Source organism: Marinobacter sp. es.048, from assembly GCF_900188435.1.
Lineage (GTDB): Bacteria > Pseudomonadota > Gammaproteobacteria > Pseudomonadales > Oleiphilaceae > Marinobacter.
The window spans coordinates 935,074-957,394 of the sequence record NZ_FYFA01000001.1; the positions used below are offsets into that span (position 1 = coordinate 935,074).

General features: G+C 57.9%; 20 protein-coding genes. 8 read left to right on the top strand and 12 right to left on the bottom strand.

Going from position 1 to position 22,321, the window contains the following annotated elements:
- Positions 1–4: 4 nt before the first annotated feature.
- The 6 genes from CFT65_RS04240 to CFT65_RS04265 all read right to left on the bottom strand — a co-directional run bounded on the left by CFT65_RS04240 (position 5) and on the right by CFT65_RS04265 (position 5,522).
- Positions 5–2,584 (bottom strand): EAL domain-containing protein, encoded by a 2,580-nt coding sequence (locus CFT65_RS04240; protein WP_088826763.1) that lies wholly within the window; start codon positions 2,582–2,584, stop codon positions 5–7.
- An 81-nt stretch (positions 2,585–2,665) separates the two neighbouring features.
- Positions 2,666–3,112, bottom strand: a complete 447-nt coding sequence (locus CFT65_RS04245; RefSeq protein ID WP_088826764.1) for a flavodoxin — start codon at positions 3,110–3,112, stop codon at positions 2,666–2,668.
- Between the two features lie 79 nt (positions 3,113–3,191).
- Positions 3,192–3,512 carry a GGDEF domain-containing protein gene (locus CFT65_RS04250; RefSeq protein WP_088826765.1) on the bottom strand — a complete coding sequence of 107 codons (321 nt, stop codon included), beginning with the start codon at positions 3,510–3,512 and terminating at the stop codon, positions 3,192–3,194.
- Positions 3,513–3,548: 36 nt separating this feature from the next.
- Positions 3,549–4,684, bottom strand: a protein-coding gene (locus tag CFT65_RS04255) for an IS3 family transposase (RefSeq protein WP_172408389.1) whose coding sequence is annotated in 2 segments (ribosomal slippage) — positions 3,549–4,441 and positions 4,441–4,684 — 1,137 coding nt in all. Because the reading frame shifts where the segments join, the coding sequence is not laid out codon by codon here.
- Between the two features lie 39 nt (positions 4,685–4,723).
- Complete coding sequence (locus CFT65_RS19180) at positions 4,724–5,080, bottom strand: GGDEF domain-containing protein (protein ID WP_228705779.1); 357 nt, start codon at positions 5,078–5,080, stop codon at positions 4,724–4,726.
- Positions 5,016–5,522 (bottom strand): hypothetical protein, encoded by a 507-nt coding sequence (locus CFT65_RS04265; protein ID WP_228705780.1) that lies wholly within the window; start codon positions 5,520–5,522, stop codon positions 5,016–5,018. Before CFT65_RS04265 ends, CFT65_RS19180 begins: the two co-directional genes overlap by 65 nt.
- A 207-nt stretch (positions 5,523–5,729) precedes the next feature.
- On the opposite strand from CFT65_RS04265, the gene CFT65_RS04270 reads away from it, so the two are divergent.
- Together CFT65_RS04270 and CFT65_RS04275 are read left to right on the top strand one after the other, a co-directional pair.
- A complete protein-coding gene (locus CFT65_RS04270) occupies positions 5,730–7,289 on the top strand; it encodes an inorganic phosphate transporter (protein ID WP_088826766.1) in 1,560 nt (519 codons plus the stop codon).
- 89 nt (positions 7,290–7,378) lie between these two features.
- Positions 7,379–7,645, top strand: coding sequence for a hypothetical protein (locus CFT65_RS04275; RefSeq protein ID WP_088826767.1), 267 nt, complete (start codon positions 7,379–7,381; stop codon positions 7,643–7,645).
- A 252-nt stretch (positions 7,646–7,897) separates the two neighbouring features.
- On the opposite strand, the gene panP is transcribed toward CFT65_RS04275, so the two are convergent.
- The 4 genes from panP to CFT65_RS04295 all read right to left on the bottom strand — a co-directional run bounded on the left by panP (position 7,898) and on the right by CFT65_RS04295 (position 12,608).
- A complete protein-coding gene (panP, locus tag CFT65_RS04280) occupies positions 7,898–9,574 on the bottom strand; it encodes a pyridoxal-dependent aspartate 1-decarboxylase PanP (protein ID WP_088826768.1) in 1,677 nt (558 codons plus the stop codon).
- Between the two features lie 188 nt (positions 9,575–9,762).
- Complete coding sequence (locus CFT65_RS04285) at positions 9,763–10,107, bottom strand: DUF503 domain-containing protein (protein WP_088826769.1); 345 nt, start codon at positions 10,105–10,107, stop codon at positions 9,763–9,765.
- A 165-nt stretch (positions 10,108–10,272) separates the two neighbouring features.
- Complete coding sequence (locus tag CFT65_RS04290; RefSeq protein ID WP_088826770.1) at positions 10,273–11,973, bottom strand: isovaleryl-CoA dehydrogenase; 1,701 nt, start codon at positions 11,971–11,973, stop codon at positions 10,273–10,275.
- 2 nt (positions 11,974–11,975) lie between these two features.
- Positions 11,976–12,608, bottom strand: a complete 633-nt coding sequence (locus tag CFT65_RS04295; protein ID WP_088826771.1) for a TetR/AcrR family transcriptional regulator — start codon at positions 12,606–12,608, stop codon at positions 11,976–11,978.
- A gap of 272 nt (positions 12,609–12,880) precedes the next feature.
- Here CFT65_RS04295 and CFT65_RS04300 point away from each other — a divergent pair, with 272 nt between their 5' ends.
- The 5 genes from CFT65_RS04300 (at position 12,881) to CFT65_RS04320 (ending at position 18,947) form a co-directional block, all read left to right on the top strand.
- Entirely contained in the window at positions 12,881–13,102 is a 222-nt protein-coding gene (locus CFT65_RS04300; protein WP_088826772.1) for a hypothetical protein, read from the top strand.
- Positions 13,103–13,254: 152 nt separating this feature from the next.
- Positions 13,255–14,283 carry a lipase secretion chaperone gene (locus CFT65_RS04305; RefSeq protein WP_088826773.1) on the top strand — a complete coding sequence of 343 codons (1,029 nt, stop codon included), beginning with the start codon at positions 13,255–13,257 and terminating at the stop codon, positions 14,281–14,283.
- Positions 14,284–14,424: 141 nt separating this feature from the next.
- Entirely contained in the window at positions 14,425–15,444 is a 1,020-nt protein-coding gene (hemB, locus tag CFT65_RS04310) for a porphobilinogen synthase (RefSeq protein WP_088826774.1), read from the top strand.
- A 50-nt stretch (positions 15,445–15,494) separates the two neighbouring features.
- Positions 15,495–17,636, top strand: a complete 2,142-nt coding sequence (gene ppk1, locus CFT65_RS04315; RefSeq protein WP_088826775.1) for a polyphosphate kinase 1 — start codon at positions 15,495–15,497, stop codon at positions 17,634–17,636.
- A 21-nt stretch (positions 17,637–17,657) separates the two neighbouring features.
- Positions 17,658–18,947: a DUF945 family protein gene (locus CFT65_RS04320; protein ID WP_088826776.1), complete on the top strand. Its 1,290-nt coding sequence runs from the start codon at positions 17,658–17,660 to the stop codon at positions 18,945–18,947.
- Between the two features lie 61 nt (positions 18,948–19,008).
- Here CFT65_RS04320 and coaD read toward each other — a convergent pair whose 3' ends face one another.
- Positions 19,009–19,485, bottom strand: coding sequence for a pantetheine-phosphate adenylyltransferase (gene coaD, locus CFT65_RS04325; protein WP_062786015.1), 477 nt, complete (start codon positions 19,483–19,485; stop codon positions 19,009–19,011).
- Positions 19,486–19,882: 397 nt separating this feature from the next.
- A complete protein-coding gene (locus CFT65_RS04330; RefSeq protein ID WP_088826777.1) occupies positions 19,883–21,328 on the bottom strand; it encodes a coniferyl aldehyde dehydrogenase in 1,446 nt (481 codons plus the stop codon).
- A 192-nt stretch (positions 21,329–21,520) separates the two neighbouring features.
- Between CFT65_RS04330 and CFT65_RS04335 the strand changes: the two genes are divergently transcribed.
- Entirely contained in the window at positions 21,521–22,195 is a 675-nt protein-coding gene (locus CFT65_RS04335) for a TetR/AcrR family transcriptional regulator (protein WP_088826778.1), read from the top strand.
- Positions 22,196–22,321: the final 126 nt, after the last annotated feature.

A 22,321-nucleotide genomic window follows, 5' to 3' on the forward strand; every position in this document is an offset into this window, starting at 1 on the left:
CCAGCTAGCCCAGTTTGAGCTGGTCTGGCTGCTGATGGTTCCGATCCAGCCACGCCATCAGTTCATCGAAGGGCAGCGGCGGTGTCAGCAGGTATCCCTGGATCATGTCGCAGCCCATGTCTCTGAGCAGATTGCCGGTGAGGTCATCTTCCACGCCTTCTGCGACCACCTGATAGCCAAGGCTATGGCACATATCGATCGTGGTCTGCACGATGACACGATCTTCCGCCTCGGTTGTCAGCTCGGTGACCAGGGAACGGTCGATCTTGATCTCGCTCGCGGGCAGCTGCTTGATGTAGGACAGTGAGGAGTAGCCGGACCCGAAGTCATCAATCGACACCGGGATTCCTGTAGCGCTGAGGGAGTTCAGCGCCAGCAGGGAGTTCGCCGGGTCTTGCATCATGGACGTTTCAGTTACCTCAAAAATGATGCTGCCCTGGTGACTGTGATAACTGTTCATCAGACGCTGGACAAAGATAGGAAAGTCCGGCTCCCGCAGGTTGTTGGGCGAAATATTGATGGATACATTCAGGGGCCAGCCGCGCTCCAGCAGTAGTGAGCGCAATTCCAGTGATTGCTCAATCACCCATCGGGTCAGTGGCTTGATCAGGCCGGTCTGTTCCGCAAGGATGACGATCTCATCGGCGCGGATCGGTTTCGCACGCCCGGGCCAACGAATCAGAGCCTCAACTCCGACAATACGGCCTGTTTTCAGGCTCTGCTTGGGCTGCATGAACAGGGCGAGCTCGTTGGTGTTGAGAGCATGCCGCAGTTCCGACACCATCGTCAGCCGGTCAGCGCTGTAGGAATCTTTCTGGGACTTGTAGTAGGCAGCGCCACGCTCCCGGGCAGAATCCGAGCCTTCGGCGATGACCGCCCGGCGTATCAGGGTATTGGCATCGGTGCCGTGCTCCGGGAAGATCGCTACTCCCAGTCTTGGGTCCAGGGGAATCTGCATGCCCAGATAGTCGATCGGATAGCGTATACCCTCCAGTGACTTGAGAATTGCGCGTGGAACGGAGCCCGTGGCATCGGCATCGACAACAAAGGCGAATGTCTGGGGATCCAGTGATGCGAGGTAGAAATTGCGCTTGTCACTTTGTTCCACCGGAAGGGCGCCCGGCAGTTCCCGCGCAACGGCATTGTAGTGCTTGGACGCCAGTTCCAGAATCCGGTCACTGTTGCGATGGCCAAGGGTCTTGGTGACCGATTGCAAGTTGTTCAGATGGATGATGGCAACGCCATAGCGACGCTCCGGACTGCGCAGCATCAGGTCGTTCAGCATCATTTCCAGGCTGCTGCGATTGGGCAGACCGGTGAGGGGATTATGCAGCGCATGATCCATCAACTTCAGCTCCGCCGACCGCCTCGCCGCCAGGGCATTCAGTTCCGCTTCCCTGGCGTCAACCTTGTCCTGCCGTTCCTGATAAAGTCGCGCCGCCAGGGCCAGCGTGAGCAGAATGGCCTCCAGTGCCGATCCGATCTGCATGCCATAAGTGGTTACAAAATTGTTTGGCAGCAGGCCGTACTTGTTGGCCGCCGTTATTGCGCTGCCCAGGGTCAGCGCCGCCCAGGCCACCGTGTAATAACCGGCCTGTGGATTTCCCTTCCACCATTGAACCGGTCCCAGGATAGTGAGTAGCAGGCAGCTGGGTATTGCCAGAGCCACGGTCAGCCGACTACCGGTGCTGTAGTCGACGAAGAAAGTCATCAAGGCAACCACTGCATTCAGTGACACCATGAACACCACGAGCCGATTCAGGAAAGGGCCTGTCTGCGCCAGTTTCAGGAATGAACGGGAGAACACCAGTGTGAACAGAAGAGCGAAAGGCACCGCCAGCAACATTATCTGGTTCTGCAGCGCAGGGCTGTTCGGCCAGAGGAACTGAAACGTGGTCCCGTTAAGGCTGCCAATCAGTAATAAATAGCCCAGTGTTGAAAGCACGTAGAGCAGGTAAACCGGCTCTCTGAGAGCGGCAAAAATAAACAGATTGAAAAATATTACCGTAATCAGAATGCCATAGTAGAGCGCATGCATCTGGTCTTCGGTGGAGGAATGCTCGAAGAAAGCCGCTGCGTTCCATAGTCTCACCGGAACCTGCATGGCACCCTCTGTGCGCACCTCCAGCAAAATATCGTACTCGCTGGCAATGCTCTGTTCGAAGGGGAACAGGAAATGCCGGTGCAGAATCGGGCGTTGATCGAACGGAACGTGATCTCCGGTCACCACGCGCCGTGCAATTCGGCCGTTCTCAATCAGGTGGAAGGTAAGGTTGTCCAGCTGTGAGTAGCGAACTTCAAGAAGATTGATGCTCGCCGGGTGCGACACCGGGAACCGGAGCCAGACGGTATCGCGAATGTAGCCCAAATTGGGGCTTTCTTCCTGCAGGGCTTGCCAATCGCCGGATGCAAGGGCCTCGCTGGCCGAGAGATTTTCATCAGGAGCGACGCGCAGATACTCGATCTGCGGGACATAGGAAACCTCGGCCCCGAGCGAGGGGGCGGCCAGGCCTGATAACAGCGAAAGCGTTACCAGCAAACGAAGCCAGAGAGTGGATGCCACGTCGTACCGCTTAATTGTCATTGTCCAGAGGAGTATGGCGTGTCGTCTTTGGCGGCTCAAGTCGCCGGCAGAGCCTGTTTGGCGAATTTTTGTAGCCAGGGCTCAGATCTGCTCCAGCCATCCCCGGACCCAGGGCAGTGCTTCTGCTTCCGGCTCCATGGTTTCCAGGGCGTCGATCCTGAGCGTGTCTCCGACCTTGCGGGCAGCGGTTTCGTAAAGCGCTTCTTCCATCAGTTCGCCGGCGCCACAGAAAGTGTCCCCATAGGAGCTGTCACCCAGCACGATAATGCCAAACGGCCGGCCCGGTTGTTGCGGCAACTGATCCCGCAGGTCGAGGTAGCAGGGCAGTAGATTGGCCGGCAGCTCACCCTGTCCGGTCGTGGAGGTGCATACCAGAAGCGCATCGCTGTTCGACGTGATGTCATCCAGTACCGGATTCTCCAGCACAGTGACGTGGTGACCCTCGCCTTCCAGCTCTTTCTTGATAGTTCTGGCCGTCAGGAGCGCGCCACCATAGACGCTGCCCACCAGGATTCTGATTGATGTCATAGGTTACCCATTCGTCGCCTGAGGACTGACCATACGGTCGTTCGGTGGCGCACGATCATAGCGGGAGTGCTTTGCCGCCTCAAGGAGACGGGGAGGGCGAAGGTTCGGTTTCCTGGCTTCTGACCCGGGGTGCTATCCGGTTGCGCCCGGATTCCTTGGCATTATAGAGATGCAGGTCTGCCTGTTTGAGCAGATCGTCCAGTGAGCGAGCTTTGGCAATGGAACAGACACCGGCACTGATGGTTACCGGTAACACCTGATCCCTGAACCGGAATGAATGCCTGGACACTTCAGAGCGCAACCGCTCTGCCAGGGTCAGTGCCTGAAGCAGGGACGTATCCGGCAACAAGACCAGAAATTCTTCACCGCCCCATCGGGCTGCGACATCGGCCTGCCGGATCTGGACTTACCCCGATACGCATGACACACCCCAGCCTCAAACGGAGGCCATTTCAAAGGCCTCTGGGCTGACGCCACCCAGGTGGGTATGACGTCGGACCCGGTTATAAAACACTTCGATGTAGTCGAACACATCCGCCTTAGCCAGGTCACGGGTTTTGTAGATCCGTTTGCGGATGCGTTCCTTTTTCAGACTGCTGAAGAAGGATTCCACGACTGCATTATCCCAGCAATTACCTCGTCGGCTCATGCTGGGGTCCAGGTTGTGAGCCAGACAGAAACGATGCCAATCATCACTGCCGTATTGGGTGCCTTGATCCGAATGAATGAGCACCTTTTCCTTCGGTCGTCGACGCCAGACGGCCATCAGCAGCGCATCCACGACCAAGCTGCGATGCAGTGTCGGTTTCATCGACCAGCCCACCACGCGGCGTGAGAACAGGTCGACCACCACTGCCAGATACAGCCAGCCTTGCCAGGTGCGGATGTAGGTGATGTCGGTCACCCAGGCCTTGTCTGGGCAGCCTACCGTGAATTCACGTTGGAGCTTGTTTGGGTTAAGGATCGACGGTCTTCCGGCGATCACCCTGGGTGCTTTATAGCCTCGTAGCGCTTTGATTTTATGTTCTTTCATCAACCGGGCAACTCGGTTCTTGCCGCAGGTTTCACCGGCTTCCCGAAGGTCCAGAAACACGCGTGGAGCACCGTAGACACCAGAACTGCCCTGATACGACGCCAGGATCTGCGCCAGCAGCCGCTGGTTATCGATAGCTCGGTCAGATAATGGTTTATGCAGCCATTGATAAAACCCGCTGCGAGCCACCCGGAGCACGCGACACATGGTCATTGTGTTGAATTCGTGTCGGTGATCGTTGATGAACCGGTACTTTACTCGGGCTCTCTGGCAAAGTACCGAGCGGCCTTTTTTAGGATATCCCGCTCTTCCTCAATCCGGCGCATCTGAGCACGCAGCCTGAGAATCTCGCTCTTGGCTTCAACCAATTCGGCAGCCTGTTCATCAGACTTATCCGGCTTCACGGCCTTAACCCATTTGTAGAGGCTGTGAGCCGAAACTCCCAGTCGTTGCGATACTTCGGCGACGGTGTAACCCCGCTCCAGCACTTGTCGGACCGCTTCGTCTTTGAATTCCGGGGGATAACGTTGGCTGCTCATGACAGTTCCTCCTATGCTCTAATCATAGGCCAGGAGTGTCTAGTGGACTGGGGTAAGTCCAATCACGGTTCTCATCAGTCCAGCGAACTCGCGGAGGGCTTCGTCGCCGGCATCGTGGCCGAACTGGTCGTTGATCTGTTTGAACAGGTCCAGGTCGATCAGGACGATGGAGAAGTGGTGACCTGAGCGCTGGTACCGGGAAAACTCCATGATCAGGCGGTTCTGCATGTCGCGACGGTTGGCAAGCCCGGTGAGTTCGTCTGTCCGCGCTGCATGCTCGTGGGTTTCAGCCAGGACCAGAAGTTCATTGCGTGCCTTCAGACGGCTGGCTTCAAGCACGAAACAGAAAATGGATTCGAAGGTCAGGGCGGCGAAAAAACGGATCTTGAAATCCATGCTGTACTCCGCGGAGATCAGAGGGAGGCCGGGAAACTGGAATACCACCACGGCAACCAGGTAGCAGAACAGCCGTGCCGGTTTTCAGATCGGTCAGGTAAAACAATAAAGGCGGGAAGACATAAAACCAGAGCGGCCCGGTGTTGCTTTCGCCGCCGGAAGCGATCAGGTAGGTGAAAAGCAGTCCGACAATCACGATCATCCCGGCTTTCTGGCGGACACGGTTGCCGGTGCTGGCATAGTACAGCATGTTCAGCGCTATCAGGCCGATAAAAGACCAGAGCACCGAGGCATGGGTTGTGTGTCCGGCAAACCAGGCCTTGGCGCCGATGCCAACCAAAAAACCAATGGCGGTTGCAGAAAGCCACGTGAGCAGTCGCGAGACCTGGGCGTCTTCCCGTTCGCCGGCAGCGAGCTGCCCGGAGGAAGTTGGATGAGGCATGGGGACCTTATTTGCTGTTTTTATAATTTTGACGCTTTTCGCCGGATTTATGAGTCAAGTTAGTGAATTTTTGCAGTCCCGTCTGTGATGTGTTTACTCTGTGTGAAATGTGACCGTTTTATTTCATTTTCATGTCAAAAATCTTATAGTTGCCGCGCGACTGAGCTCGCCCCCAATCCTCACAGACAAAACGAGACCTGATCTGTTATGGCCCGTTCGAGCGGATTCCTGGATACCCTTCTTACCAGCCCTACCACGGAACGATACAGGGTCGGCATAAGCCTGCTTTTTTTGATTGGCGTGTGGCTGACTGTCGGATCATTCAGCCAGGGAGTGCCCAACAGTATGTTGCTGATGGCCGCTGCGGTCATTGGCGGTTACATGGCGATCAATATCGGCGCCAATGACGTTGCCAACAATGTGGGCCCTGCGGTTGGCTCAGGTGCCTTGTCCCTGGGCGCGGCCGTCGTTATCGCCGCCATCTTTGAAGCCGGCGGTGCGATTATCGCCGGCGGTGATGTGGTGTCTACAATCAAGGGTGGCATCATTGATCCCTCCAATCTGGAAGAGAGCAGGGCTTTCGTATGGCTGATGACCGCCGCCTTGCTGGCGGGCGCGCTCTGGCTGAACCTGGCTACCTGGATGGGCGCTCCGGTGTCCACGACCCACTCCATCGTCGGTGGCGTTCTCGGCGCCGGTATTGCCGCTGGTGGCTGGGGAATCGCTGACTGGGCGGTGATGGGCAAAATTGCCGCCAGCTGGGTGATCTCACCGGTTCTCGGTGGTGCGCTGGCAGCCCTTTTCCTGTTTGCGATCAAGAAGACCGTGCTGTATCGCAAAGAGGTCATTCCGGCGGCCCGGACGTTTGTGCCCTGGCTGGTCGCAATTATGGCGTGGGCTTTCGGCACCTATCTGATGATCAAGGGCGTCAAGAAAATCGTCAAAGTCGATTTTCTTGAGGCGACATTGATCGGACTTGCTGCGGCTGCCATCGTATTTTTCATCATGCGTAGCCTGGTGGGCCGCATGGCATCGACCATGGAGAACAGTTCTGCGGGCGTGAATACCCTGTTTACCTGGCCGTTGATCTTTGCCGCAGCTTTGTTGAGTTTTGCGCACGGAGCCAACGACGTGGCTAACGCCATTGGTCCTCTGGCTGCTATCAATGATGCCCTTTCTGCTGAATCGGTTGTCATGTCGGCGAATATCCCGATTTGGGTGATGATGGTGGGTGCGCTGGGCCTTGCCGTTGGCCTGATGCTGTTTGGCCCTCGCCTGATCAAGACCGTCGGCAGCGAAATCACCGAACTGGATAAAACACGAGCGTTCTGTATCGCCCTTTCAGCAGCACTGACGGTGATTCTTGCTTCCCAGCTGGGCCTACCGGTCAGCTCCACCCATATCGCAATCGGCGGTGTGTTCGGGGTTGGCTTCCTCCGGGAGTACCTGAAGTCCAACTATGCAACCCAGCTGCACAAGATCATGGAGCATCATGACCCTGCCGAGCAGGAGCGCCTGAAGCCTTTCCTCGATGATTTCCGCAATGCCTCGGTTGAGGAAATGGAGAATTTGCTGAAGCAGGCCAAGAAGAAAAAGCAGGTGCCCCTGTCGAAGTCGGAGCGCAAGCGTTTGAAGAAGATCTACCGCGAGGAAATGGTCAAGCGTTCACACCTAGTGCGCATTGCGGCTGCATGGATCATTACTGTTCCGGCATCTGCCATCATGGCTGCGATGCTGTTCTTTACCCTCCGGGGCTTGTTGATCTGACCGGGCTGGTTGTATATACCGAGTTTGGTCATACTACCTTTTAAAAGGGGTGCCTCACCCCTCAAGCCTATTTGTCCATGGAGTGAAGTATGAGTTCATCCGTTGAAGGCCGTCAGGCGAAGATGATTGATGAGCTGAGGACTTTCATCAAGAAGGTTCTGAGCGATCCGACCATTGCCGTCAAGTCTATGGAGATTGCTCGCAAGCACCGGGGTCAGCCGAATGCCGAGGAGCTGATTGCGCAGGAAATCAGTGCCAGCACCAATATCCGGATTCCGGAGAACTGGAGTGAGGCAGACAAGATGTTCCTGGATATCATCCATGATGTTCTGGATGATGAAGAGGCGCTTTACTGATCTACTCCAGGCTCTTGGCCTGAAACCTCGGGAGAGGAGCCGGCTGGCGGGACGTTTCAAAAACACGCTGTGAATCCCCCTCCGGGGTCCAGCCAGCAATCCTAGATTGCTGTCGTTCAGCTATCGCATGAAGCTTCGCTTCATCAGCGCTCTGCTTCACCCCTGTGCGCTTGGCTCCGCCATCCTGGCTCCGCACAGTTTTTGAAACGTCCCCCCAGCCGACTCTTCAGGCTCCAGTGTTTGCCGCCGTTTTTAAGCCTGTCTGGCGTTTGGCTGCGCCTGTTTTAATACAGCATCTGCCATCTGATGGAGAATGCTGATCTCATCCTCGATCCCTTCATCCCGTGATAACTCTCTCTGTTCCGAAAGGATGTCGGCCAGGATTTCTTTGGTGGTCAGAGGGTTGGCCAGTACCACCCGGAACACGATGCACGGAAAATTGAAGTAACGGGCCGGCTCCAGGCGGGTTCGTGACACGAACGCCTTGCCCCGTTCCCGTTGGGTTTTCTGGATGAACTTGGTGATCCGGTTCAGGCAGGTGTTGAGCTTTTCCGCCTGCAGCGGGTCGGCGCAGGCCAGGGCTTCCTGAACGTTTTCCGGGCAGTAGCGGTAGGTCAGGATGTTCAGTTCCGGTCTCGTGACCAGTTCGAAATCCGGCTCCGCTTCGATCATTTCCGCGAAGGTCTTGGCCTTGTCGATGCCCTGGTCGATCAGAATCTCGTAGCCTTCCCGGGCCAGGATTTTCAGGCCGGAGTGGATCAGCATGGACATGCCGGGCCTGGAGCCTTCCAGGGTAGTGCTACCGAGGTCTCGGGAGCCTTTCCGGATGATGTACTGGGCATGGTGCTCAACGGCACTGGCCAGGCTCGGGTCGCGGAATACCACCAGGCCCACACCCATGGGCACGTAGAGCTGTTTATGGGCGTCAAAGGTGACTGAGTCGGCCTTCTCGATGCCGCGCATCAGGTGTTTGTAGGTGCGGGAGAACAGGGTCGGTCCGCCCCAGGCGGCATCCACATGGAAATGGGCCCCGAATTCCCGGGCGATGTCGGCCATGCCGTCCAGAGGGTCGACATTGCCGGTTTCGGTTGTGCCGGCCACGCCGCAGATGGCCATGACTTTGATTTTCTGGCGTTGCAGTTCCAGGCACTTGTCCCGAAGGGCATCGGTATTTATCCGGTTTTCGTCGTCGGTATCCACCGGAATCAGGGCTTCCCGGCCCAGACCAAGCACGTCGGCGGCCTTGCGCAGGGAGTAGTGGCCGCGGCGGGAGACGACAATGGCGGCGCCTTCGTAGCCGTAGTATTTCAGTGCTCGGAACAGGCCTTCCTGATGCAGCCCGCGGAAGCTGCCTTCAGCCGGGAACGCGCGGTTGCGGGCGACCCACAGTGCGGTGAGGTTTGCGACCGTGCCGCCCGAGCACATGGCACCTAGCGCGTAACGGGGATCGTGCATCCACTTGCGGTAGAAGGCGCCGTCTTCCTCGTATACCAGACGGTGAATCATGCCCAGTACCTGGCGCTCCATGGGGGTGAATGCCTTGGAGGTTTCGGTTTTGACCAGGTTCTGGTTCAGGGCAATCATGATCTTCGACAGCGGCAGCATGAAATACGGCAGCGCTGAGGTCATGTGCCCGATAAAGGCTGGCGAGGCGGTGTGAACGGAGTTGGCCACCAGTTTATCGAGCAGGAACTGGGCCTGTTCAGACACAAAGACAGGCTTCTCGGGAATGCTGTAGTCGGAGAAGTCTTTCTCCACATCCGAGAGGTCTCGTTCTACCGCAACTATGTGCTCCTGCAGAAAGCCTGCAAGATTGCGGGAGATGTCCTGGTCAATCCGGCTCAGCGTCGATTCCGGCGCCTCGGGCACCGTGAATACGCGATACATGGCCTCTACCGAGGCCTGGGCGGATTTTTTCTTTCCGGTCATAGGCGCCACTCACAATCAGTGGTCATCCGAAGGGCCGGTTCCGGATGCCCTGCGGATACGGCCGGCATTCATGTCCGGCATTAATGTCTGGTCGTCTGCCGCTGGCAGGCGCACTGGCATCCCTGAGGGGGCGTAGTATACGGCCTGGCGACAGGTTACGCCACACGTCCCTGGTCCGGGTTACCTGGTCAGAGAATTTCCCGATGTATATCCAGTATGGCAGCATCCACGCGTTCTTGGATGGCTTTTTCGATCTGGTCCAGGCGTTGGGTAATCTGCTGGGAGGAGGTGCCCAGGGCTGCGATGGTCCAGGTGGCGCAGTCGAGAGCCTCCTGGTCGGCGGTTTCGGCGACGGCGAGGTCGGGTTCTTTGCCCCAGACGGCCTTCAGGGCGGTGAAGACTTTGCGCTTGGCTTTGAGGTCGTCGCAGCCGTAGAGCTGGAAGTGCAGGGTCAGTACGCCCACATGGGGCGTGATAACCGGCTGCTGGGGCTTTTGGCCTTCCCTCAGGAGTTTTCTCAGGGCTTCTGACATCTTTGGTTCCGTGCTGGAGTCGATGAGGAATCCACTCCCAAAAAACGCTCCTTGCGGCACATCCCTGTGGCGCTTGGGCTCCGCCATCCATGACTCCGCACATTTTTGGGACGGGATTCCCCACCGACTCTCAGAGTTTTCTCAGTGGGCTTCGATAATAGCGACTTAGCCTACTACAGGCGTTGCCCGTTTGATAATGGCTGCCGGATCGGTGCCCGAGGGCAGGTTGCCGTAGTTCATACCCCCATTGGACTGCAGTCTCGAGGCGCAGAAGGCGTCGGCAACGGCGGCATCCGAGTGGCGGAGCAGCAGGGAGCCCTGCAGGGCCAGGGCCATGCGATCGACGAGGTTACGGGCACGGTACTGGAAATCGCTGATGTCGGCGAAGTCGTGTTGCAGCTGCGCCAGGAACTGGTCGAAGCGGCGATCGGCGCCTTTGGCTTCTGCGGCTTCGTGGAAGAAGGCGTCGAGGGTTTCAGGCTCTTTTTGCAGGGCGCGCAAGGTATCCAGGCACTGGACGTTGCCGCTGCCTTCCCAAATGGCGTTGACGGGTGATTCCCGGAACAGTCGGGGCATGATGGAGTCTTCCATCACGCCGCTGCCGCCGATGCATTCCATGGCCTCATAGGCATGGTTCGGGGTGCGTTTGCAGATCCAGTATTTGCCGACCGGTGTCGCCAGGCGGGCCAGCAGGCGTTCGTGTTCCTTGTCCTGGTTGTCGAGGGCGCGGGCAATGCGCATGGTGTAGGCCAGTGCCGCCTCGCTTTCCAGAGCCAGGTCGGCCAGCACGTTCTGCATCAGAGGCTGATCAATCAGGCGGGCGCCGAAGGCGCTGCGATGACGGCAATGGTGGCTGGCTTGGGCGATGGCCTGGCGCATGCCCGCGGAGCTGCCGATCATACAGTCAAAACGGGTCATGGCGACCATTTCGATGATGGTGGGTACGCCACGGCCTTCCTCGCCCACCATCCAGGCCAGGGCACCGCGCAGTTCGGCTTCGCTGGAAGCGTTGGCGACGTTGCCCATCTTGTTCTTCAGGCGCTGGACCTGCCAGGGATTTTTGGTGCCATCCGGGCGCCAGCGGGGCATCAGGAAACAGGACAGTCCTGACTGTGTCTGAGCCAGCACCAGGAAGGCGTCGCACATGGGGGCAGAGACGAACCATTTGTGACCCACCAGCTCATAGGCCTGGCCTGGGCCTCCCGCGCCTACGGGGTAGGCTCTAGTGCTGTTGGCGCGAACATCGCTGCCACCCTGTTTCTCGGTCATGGCCATGCCAATGGTGACCGAGGTTTTCTTGCCGTCCGGCAGATTGCGGGGATCGTAGCTGTCGGCCAGGATCCGGGCTTCCCAGTCCGTGGCAAGATCCTGCTGTTTCCGGATAGAGGGAATGGCCGCGAAGGTCATGGTAACCGGGCAGCAGTGGGCGGCCTCTACCTGGGAGTGCATGTAGTACTTGGCAGCTCGGGTCACATGGGCGCCCTGGCCGGGATGGCTCCAGGGGCTGCTGTGCAGGCCATTGTCGAAGGCGATGCGCATCAGCTCATGGTAGGCGGGATGGAAGTCCACTTCGTCTATGCGGTGGCCGAAACGGTCATGGGTGTTGAAGACCGGTTTATTGGCGTTGGCGCGAAACCCCAGGTCAATGGTTTCCGCGGCCCCGGCCAGGGCTCCGAATGCCTTGAGGTCCTCGGCGGCTTTGCCGGCGCCTTCCCGGAGGGCGGCTTCCTGCAGGGCAATATCCTGCTCGAACAGGTTGTAGTTCTCCAGCGCCGGGGGCTGGTTAAAGACCTCGTGGGTGGCGGCCAGGTAGCGATCTTCCTGGTCGTTTGATGGCGTCTCTGGCCGGGGTTGCCGCGCGTTCATAGCTACCTCCTGGTGCCGGTCAAGCCCTGCATACAAAAGCAGATGATGGAATTGACCAGCGGGTCATTGTTGTCTTCTGTTGTGCTGGTGGCCTGGCTGGTCTGTGTCGGTGACAGGGGACCAACCAGGCTTTCCGCGATGGCGCCGACCAGGCAGGTGCTGCTCTGGCGTGCGTCCTGGTCCGGGATACATCCTTCTTCAATGCCTTCGCGGATCGCTTTCTCGAACAGGTTGGCGTACGCCTTACGATACGCCAGCCGTTCCTCCTCAACTTTCGGGTCAACCGGTTCGGCGATCAGTGACCAGGCCATTTGCGGGCCTTTCAGTGCCCGCTCGGCAAATTGTCTCAATGCCCGTTCCAGCCGCTCGGCGGCGTTGCCATCGGAGGCCAGAGCGTCGGCGACCTTATCGACTTCCCGCTGGGTTGCCAGCCGGAAAATCTCGGCGAACAGGTCCTCTCTGGACTCGAAATGCCGGTAGATAGTTCCTGTGGCAACGCCGGCCAGCCCGGCGATCCGGGTTACCCGTGCGCTTCGAAAACCGCCTTCGGCCACGCACTGATAGGTGCAGTTCACAATCCGTTTACGCGCCTCGGCCTTACGCTGACGCATTTTCTCCGTTTCTCGATAGGCCATTCCGGCTCCCTATAAATAGTGAATCACTATTCATTCTTTGTGTCAATTTTTTGAGTTACTGACGAATATAAAATTTCTGCATGCAATTCAAGTGCTTGTTGATAGTTACAAAAAATTACAAAAAAGGCGTTGCCAGTGAATGGCGTGGTCACAAAAAGCAGATTATAAAGACGCCAAGACGAAGCCGCAGGCGGTCGTTCGTCGATACGGAGTGAGGTTCCCTGCGGGGTCGCAACACTCGACCATCTGTTTTCGTTGATGGAGAAAAGATTATGAGTGAATTCGACGAAAGCAACCTGGAGCAGTCCGGAGGCTGGACCGGTGACAGTGACGACAACCATTCCATAGCAGGCCGTGCCCGAATTCGTGCACAGTTGCAGGCAGACATCGAAGCGTTCCTGAGTCAGGGCGGAAAGATCCAGGAAGTGGACACTTCCTTCCGTTCTGACACACCACGCAAGGTGGAAGTGGGTTTTAACAACCGCTCTCTCTGAACGTTCAGGCGGCAGTCCGGGGCCCTCCGCCCCGGCTCCGTTTTTGATCCCTGTCTCGGTATGATCTGCCAGCGTCGTCTATCCTCGTTCATTATCAGTTTGCGCCGTTAGCCTGGGCAAATCGCCAGTCACCCGATAATCCGGACTCCTCTGTGGTAAAGAAGCCCCGTATCCGTCTTTTCCTTGTTTTGCTACTGATCATAGCAGCTGTTGGCAGCTTCTGGCTGATGACGGCAGACCCGGTTGCCGTCGGTGAGCCGGTTGCTTCGGCGTCTGTTGGTGAGCCTCCGATACCCCTGGGCGAGGAGCGGGGGACTTCGGGGCCATCCGACCTGGTAAACAGCGCTTCCTCGGTCGGTATTCCCGAGCAGTTGCCGGCCTCGCTGGCAGGCACGTCAGTCCCGGATGGTTGGGCCCGGACGGACAGGCTCGGCAATCTCATCCCGACCCCGCATCTGCGGCAGCTGTTCGAGTATTTCCTGTCCGCCCTGGGAGAGGAATCGCTGCGACAGTTGGTGGCGCGCATTGAGACCGCTCTGTCGGTTCTGGACGAGTCTGCGAGATCCCAGGCCCTGGCAACCCTGGGAAACTATCTGGAATACAAGCTGGCTGTTTCTGAGCTGGAGCAGAGCTATGGGGAGGTGTCCGGGCTTGGCGCCGTGGAAATGCAGCGGAGGATGGCAGAGATCCAGGCCCTGCGCCGGACCTGGCTGGACACCGACACGGCCGATGCTTTCTTTGCTGACGATGAGGCAGTCGACCGCTTCCAGATCGAAAAGCTCAGGATCGCAAGCGATGACAGCCTGACCGATGAGCAGAAAGCAGGGGCTCTTCGTCAGGCCGAGTCTGGCTTGCCGGAGCCGCTCCGCAAGGCCAGGGAGAAAACCCGACGGTTTGCAGACTATGAACAGATGCGCGAGGAGCTTGCAGGTGATCCCCGGGCGCTCGATGCGTGGCGTCAGGAGGCTTTTGGCACCGAAGCGGCTGAAAGACTGGCTCGGCTTGAGGACGAACAGAAGGATTGGGATCGTCGCTGGCAGGGCTATTCCCGGGAGCGGGAGCGGCTGTTGTCCTCGGGACTCGCCGAGCCGGAACGTCAGGAAGCGCTGGAGCGCCTCAGAGCCAGTCACTTCAATGAAATCGAACGGATCCGTGCCCAAGCGCTGGATTCGATCCGGTAATCCTTCTGTCATTTAATCGGTTTACCCTGCTGAGGGAGTCTGCAACCAGTCGCCCCGGGCGTGTATGATGATGCAAGGGGCGCCCGGCGGATGCCGTGACGGTCCATCAGACTTTTTGTTCAGCCATTCAGGAGGTTGTCAGTGCCGATTCCGACTCCCCGTGCTTTTCCCGCCACCCGTCTGCGCCGTAACCGGGCCAGTGACTTCTCCCGTCGCCTGGTTCGGGAAAACCAGCTCACGCCGGACAACCTGATCTACCCGGTTTTCGTGCTGGAGGGTGAGGGCCAGCGGGAACAGGTGCCTTCCATGCCTGGCGTGGAGCGTCTGAGCATTGATCTTCTGGTGGAGCAGGCGGCGGAACTGATAGAGCTGGGTATCCCGGCCATTGCCCTGTTTCCGGTGGTGCCGGCCGAGAAGAAGAATCTGTCGGGCTCTGGAGCCTGGGACTCTGACGGTCTTGCGCAACGGGCGGTTCGGGCCTTGAAAGCGGCCTATCCGGAGCTCGGTGTGATTACCGATGTGGCGTTGGATCCATTCACCACTCATGGCCAGGACGGCATCATCGACAACGACGGCTACGTCCTTAATGACATAACCGTCGAGGCGCTGGTCAATCAGGCGCTCTCTCATGCCGACGCAGGAGCCGATGTGGTTGCACCGTCGGACATGATGGATGGCCGGATTGGTGCCATTCGCGAAGCCCTGGAAAACGGCGGCCATGTGAACACACGGATCCTGGCCTATTCTGCCAAATACGCATCGAGCTATTACGGGCCTTTCCGCGATGCGGTGGGCTCGGCGGCCAATCTCGGCAAGGGTAACAAGGCCACCTACCAGATGGATCCGGCCAACAGCGATGAGGCATTGCATGAGGTCGCCATGGATCTGGCGGAAGGTGCGGATATGGTGATGATCAAGCCCGGTATGCCGTATCTCGATATCGTGCACCGGGTGAAGACGGAATTGCGGGTGCCGACATTTGTTTACCAGGTCAGTGGCGAATACGCCATGCACATGGCTGCGGCCCAGAACGGCTGGCTGGATGGTGATGCGGTAATGATGGAGAGCCTGACGGCCATGCGCAGAGCGGGGGCCGACGGAATCCTGACCTATTTTGCCGTGCGTGCAGCGCGGCTGATGCGGGATCGCCAGGGCAGATAAGCCAAACAAGTCATCGCCAGCAGTGGCGAACACACGGGAATCGAGGAATCATGACAACGGAAACGGCGAAGAATCAGACGGCAGGGGATGACCGGAGTGTGCCTGCGCCGGTCGATGTGCCCCCGGTTGGTGAGGAGATCAACCTGGATGCCAATGAAAACTACTTTAACCGGGAACTGAGCCAGCTCCAGTTCAATTACCGGGTGCTCAAACAGGCCCTGGATACGACGCACCCGTTGATCAACCGTCTGATTTTCTGCTGCATTTTCAGCAGCAACATGGACGAGTTCTTCGAGATCCGTGTTGCCGGTCTGCGGCAGCAGATGAAATACGGCCGTGAGACCGTTGGTGCCGATGGCATGATGCCGGACCAGGCCCTGGCGGAGATCAGCCGTGTTGCTCACGAGTACATTCGCGAGCAGTACGACATACTCAATAATGTGCTGATTCCCGAGATGGAACAGCAGAACATTCACTTTGTCCGGCGCCGGGAGTGGACGCCAGAGCAGGCGGAGTGGGTGCGCAATTACTTCGAAGAGGAGATCCTGCCGGTGGTTAGCCCCATCGGGCTGGATCCTTCGCACCCGTTCCCGCGTCTGGTCAACAAAAGCCTGAACTTCATTGTTGAACTTGACGGCAAGGACGCCTTCGGGCGGGAAACCGGCATGGCGATTGTACCGGCTCCGCGTTCGCTGCCGCGTCTGGTCCGTCTGCCTGATGATGTCTGCAACGGTGGCGAAAACCTGGTGTTCCTGTCGTCCATGATCCACGCCCATGCCGATGAGCTCTTCCCCGGCATGGAGGTGAAAGGCTGCTATCAGTTCCGGCTGACCCGAAACGCCGACCTTGAGCTTGAGGACGACCTGGAAGATCTGGCTTCGGCCTTGCGTGGGGAGCTGCTCAGTCGCCGGTTTGGCGACGGCGTGCGCCTTGAGGTTGCCGACAACTGCCCGGAAGAGCTGGTTCAGTTCCTCCTGAAGGAGTTCGGTCTGACCGAGCGGGATCTTTACCAGGTTCATGGTCCGGTCAACCTGACCCGGCTGATGGCAGTCGGTGGGCTGGTGGACCGGCCGGATCTTTCCTATTCCGGCTTCTCGCCGTCGATCCCCAAACAGATCCGCAGCAAGGAATCGATGTTCGACTCCATCCGCAAGCGCCCGATCCTGCTGCTGCATCCCTATGAGAATTTCAGCCCGGTGGTGGATCTGCTGCGCCAGGCCGCCAAGGACCCTCAGGTTTTGGCAATTCGACAGACCCTTTACCGTACCGGGGCCGATTCGGAAATCGTTGAGGCACTGGCCGATGCCGCACGCCGTGGCAAAGAGGTTACCGCTGTCATTGAACTGCGGGCCCGTTTCAGTGAGGCCGAAAACCTGGAGCTGGCCAGCCGGCTTCAGGAGGCCGGGGTGATCGTGGTGTACGGTGTGGTTGGCTACAAGACCCACGCCAAGATGATCCTGATTGTCCGTCGGGAAGAAGGGCGGCTGCGCCGTTATGTGCATCTGGGTACCGGCAACTATCACGCCGGTAACGCCCGTCTGTATACCGACTACAGCTTCATGACCTGCGACGAGTCCATCGGCGACGACGTCAACAAGCTGTTCCAGCAGCTTACCGGCATGGGCAAGGCCCTGAAGATCAAGAAGTTGTTCCATTCGCCCTTCACCCTGCATCCCCGGCTCCTGAGCCTGATTGATCGGGAAGCGGGCTATGGCCAGAAAGGCCGGATTATCTTCAAATTCAATGCATTGACGGAAATCCAGTTGATCAAGGCGCTTTACCGGGCTTCACAGGCTGGCGTGAAAATTGATCTGATCATCCGCGGCATCTGTTGTCTGCGTCCGGAAGTGCCGGGCCTGTCGGAGAATATTCGCGTGAGGTCGATCATTGGCCGTTTCCTGGAGCATACCCGCGTTTACTATTTCGGCAACAATGGCCGCCCGGATGTGTATTGTTCCAGCGCCGACGGTATGGAACGGAACCTGCTCAGTCGGGTGGAAACGGCTTTTCCTCTGGATGATCCTGATCTGGCCGCGCGGGTCAGAGAGGATCTGGACACCTATCTGGCCGACAATTGCCAGTCCTGGGTACTGCAACCGGACGGCAGCTATATTCAGAACCAGCCCGCAGAAGGTGAGGAACGCCTTGCCTCACAGCTTGTATTGCTTGAGAGGCTGACCGGAAAAACCTGATTCCCGAACTGGAGAACGCGTTTGAACGCCAAATGGATAATTGCCGGCGCTGGTGTGCTGGCTGTAGCTGGCGGCCTGCCCTGGGTCGTGGGGTACGTTACTGAACAGCAGTGGCACCAGGCAACGGCGGAGGTGAACAGTGCGCAACCATTCCTTCGTATGGAAACCGATAACTACCAGAGGGGGATTCTCGGGGCCCAGTTCAGTGGTTCGGTAAACCTGACCAATCCGGAAACCGGTGAAGCCCAGCGGCTTGCCTACCGAGCCAATGTGACTCATGGCGTGACCGGCAGTCTGATGGATTTCCAGCCTGAGGATGGCTGGTCTGCCGATGATACGGACTGGTTCTCCGGTGAGGAGCCCAGGCTGACTCTGGAAACCCGTCTCTGGGGTACCGCAGTGCTTGAGCTCGAAGCGCCCCAGATGACCTTAACGGACCCGGATTCCGGGGAGACACTGGCCTCAAGTGGCGGTCTGGCAAGAATCGAGATCAGTGGCGCCGGTTCACAGGCCGATGCCTTGATGGTCTGGCCGGCGGTAACCTTGTCTGGTCCGGACCTGGATATTCAGGTCAGTGACTTGCGCCTTGAGCAGACCATGAGTCATCTGACCGGTGAGGTCTGGACCGGCTCCGGTGAGATTGTGGTGGAATCGGTTGCGGTGACCCCGGCAGCGGAAGCGCCATTCACGCTCCGGGAGATTTCGATTCGCAACAGAAGTGAGCCTGTCAGTGATGGTGAACGTCTCGATTCGCGGATGACTTTCGAGGTTGCCGGTGTTTCAACAGTCGATGAGAGTTATGGTCCCCAGCGGCTGGTGTTCGCATTGTCGGGACTGGAGGTGGCGGCCTGGAGCGGCCTGACTGAGAGTCTGTCATCCATGCAGGCACTGGCCCTTAGCCAGACTTCCGGTAGTCCTCAACAGTTCGAGCAGCAGATGGCTGCCATGCAGCAGGTAAACGCGGCCCTGCGTGAGCTCGCGGCTGCTGGGTTTTCGGTTGGATTTCCGGAGTTGACCATCACCACTCCGGAAGGTGTGATTGAGGGCAGCGCCCGAATCGCTCATCCGGAGCTGGCAGCGGATCAAAAAGACAAGATGTTGATGGTGATGCAGCAACTGAGCGGCGAAATGGATTTCAGTCTGCCACTTGCGCTCGCGGAGGAATATCCCGAATTCCAGCTGCAGCTGGCACCCCTGATCAAACAGGGGTTGCTGGTCCAGCAAGGCGAACGGCTAGTGCTTGATGCCAATATGAAAGATCTCATGCTGGATGTGAACGGCGTGGAGATTCCCTTGTCGCCGTTGCTTTGAACCCTCTGGTTCAGTGCCATAAAAAAGCCCCGACTAGCGGGGCTTTTTTATGCGCTCAGGTTCAGCTGAACTTCTTTTTCAGGGCAGCCTCTACCGCCGGATCGACAAATTCCGATACATCGCCGCCCAGGGATGCAATTTCCCGGATCAGGGTGGAGGAGATGTAGGACAGGTGGTTGGCCGGTGTCAGGAAAACGCTCTCGACTTCAGGCGCGAGCCGGCGGTTCATGTCGGCCAGTTGGAATTCATATTCGAAATCGGACACCGCCCGGAGGCCGCGAAGGATCACGGTGGCGCCCTGTTCACGGACAAAATCGGCGAGCAGGTTGCTGAAGCCGGTGACGGTGACATTGGGGAGGTGCGCGGTCGCCTGGCGGACCAGTTCGCAGCGTTCTTCCAGATCGAGAAGTGGCTGTTTCTTGGGGTTGTAGGCGATGGCGACGACGATTTCATCGAACATTCGGCCGGCCCGTTCGATCAGGTCGGTGTGGCCGTTGGTGATGGGATCGAAGGTGCCCGGGTATATGACTTTGGACATGCACAGCTCCTTTTGTTTAAGGCAAACAGGATATCAGGATCATCCTGAGTGCTGTAGTCCGGGACTCTGCTCCAGGCGGTCGCGACTTCGTGTATTGCATATGTGCCTCCCCGACATTTGCGCCAGGTGATGCTAAGCCTCTGCGCAAGCCTCGTGCTGTTTCTGGCTGCTAACGCGTAAACAGACAGCTGCGGGTTGGCGCCGGCGGCGAATTGGATTTCGGCCATGGTGTGGAAGGCTTCGCAGATGCCGGCCCAGAGGTAGTCGGTCACCGGGTAATCCAGCACCGGGCTGCCGATGGCGCTGGCGGCGACCGGAACTGGTAGCTGGCATCCATCCGGGTGCCAACCGCACTCGGCCGATCCGCCGGCCCTCGACAGACTCCCAAGCTTGGGGCCTAGCGGATAAAGAACTTGTAAACCAGCTTGTGCGCAGTCGTCCCGTGGGGCGCGTAAACAAACTTGCCGCTGTTGAATTTCTGCTTGGTGAAAATGGCACGGTGGTGGGAGAAGGTCAGGAACCCTTCGCGGCCATGATAGTGACCCATGCCGGAATCGCCAATGCCACCAAACGGCAGATCGTCCTGGGCAACGTGCATCAGCGAATCGTTGATACACATGCCGCCGGAGTGGGTGTTATCCACCATTTGCTGCTGCTGGGTCTTGTCGTATCCGAAGAAATACAGGGCCAGCGGCCGTGGGCGATCGTTGATGTAATGGATTGCCTCATCCAGATTGCCGTAACTGACGATCGGCAGAATCGGACCAAAGATTTCATCCTGCATCAGCTTCATGTCCGGCGTGGTTTTCAGAACCAGCGTCAGCGGTATCTTGCGGGTGCCATCCTTCAGGTTCTCCCGGGCAGGATTGATCTCCACCAGCTCGGCACCTTTCTCACGGGCGTCATCAAGGTAACCCTTTAGACGATCGTACTGCCGCTCATTGATGATGGCGGTGAAATCGTCGTTGTCCCGCAGGCTCGGATACATCTCAGAGAAGCGGGCGCGGAATTCGTCGACAAACGACTGTACCCGGTCGGCGGGGCACAGGACATAGTCTGGCGCTACGCAGGTCTGGCCAGCGTTGAACGCCTTGCCGAAGGCAATTCGCTGGGCGGCGTCTTCCATCGGTACATCCGGAGAGACCACGGCCGGAGATTTGCCACCCAGCTCGAGGGTGACCGGGGTCAGGTTCTCCGCTGCTGCCTTCATTACCAGCTTGCCCACCGAAGTGGAGCCCGTAAACAGCAGGTGATCAAAGGGACGTGACGAGAAGTCCGCAGCCACGTCGGCCTCACCATTAATGACCGAGACCAGGTCCTCCGGGAAGCTGGCTTCGATCAGCTCTTTGAACAGGGCCGAGGTGTGGGGTGTGTATTCGGACATCTTGATCATGGTGCGGTTGCCCGCAGCCAGGGATGCGACCAGGGGGCCTACCGCCAGATACAGGGGGTAGTTCCAGGGCACGATCACGCCGACCACACCCTTGGGTTGGTAGTGGACCTTGTTGCTGGCGGGTTGGAACAGCATGGATACGTGGCGTTTGGACGGCTTCATCCAGCCGCTCAGGTTTTTCAGGGTGTAGTTGATGCCCTGGATCGACGGCATGACTTCGGCAATCAGCGATTCGTCTTTAGAGCGGCAGCTGAAATCGCGGTCGATGGCATCCAGGAGCCGATCCTGGTTGCCCAACAGTACCCGCTTGAGTCGTTTCAGGTTCTCCTGTCGCTCGGCCAGGGAAGGCATGGGATTGTTGCGAAACGCCTTTTTCTGATCCTCAAACACTCGGTGAGTGTGCTGGATCTGTTTCTTGCTCTCGGTGAGCTGGACGACAGTGGCTCCCATGATGCTTTCTCCTCGTCGGTCCCGATCAGAGTCCGTCGGCGACCTGTTATTCCAGATATTGAACGGTTGGCGAAAAAGTGTTCAATTTGCGTATAAGGGTATTATTAGAGTATATACTCTAGTGAGTCAAGCGGAGGCGGGTGGCGAATCAGGCCATCTGTGAGCTGAACAACAACAAACGCCGACGGGTCTATGAAGACAAGAGACAAAATTCTGCTTTCCAGCCTGGAGCTGTTTAACGAACGGGGCGAGCGCAACGTCACCACCAATCACATTGCCGCGCACCTGGCCATCTCGCCGGGCAACCTCTATTACCATTTTCGGAACAAGTCGGACATCATTTACGAAATCTTCCTGGAATACGAAAAGCTGGTAGATTTCTATCTGGATATTCCGGAAGACCGGGCCATGACTCTGGACGACATGACCTTCTACCTGGAGTCGGTCTTTGACGGTCTCTGGAGTTACCGGTTCTTCCACCGGGACCTGGAGTACCTCCTGGACAGCGATCAGAGACTGCGCCAGGACTATCGCAATTTTACCAACCGCTGCCTGACATCAATCAGTCGGATCTTCGAGAAACTGGCGGAAGCGGGCATTATTGAACCCCAGGAAGAAGATCTCCGATCGGCCATGTCGCTGAATGTGTGGCTGGTAATTACCAACTGGATGGCGTTCCTCAAAACGGCCCATGCAGCCGAGGAATCCGCCTGCCTTACACTCACAGAGCTGAAGCAGGGTATCTACCAGGTGCTGACCCTCGAGATTCCCTATCTGACTCCGGCGTACCGCGAACGCGTGATGGCCTTGAGAGAAAAATATCGGCCAGCATTGCATGGCCGGGATGATCTGGGCGCCACGCTGTAAGTGAAACCCGAAAAGCTGATCAAAAAACGATCTATTCTGGAACTTTCGTCGAAAACGCTGATCACACTGGGTGACGTTGGGAATTCGGACATTCCTTGCGTCTCCTGAGTGCGATCTCAGGTTTTA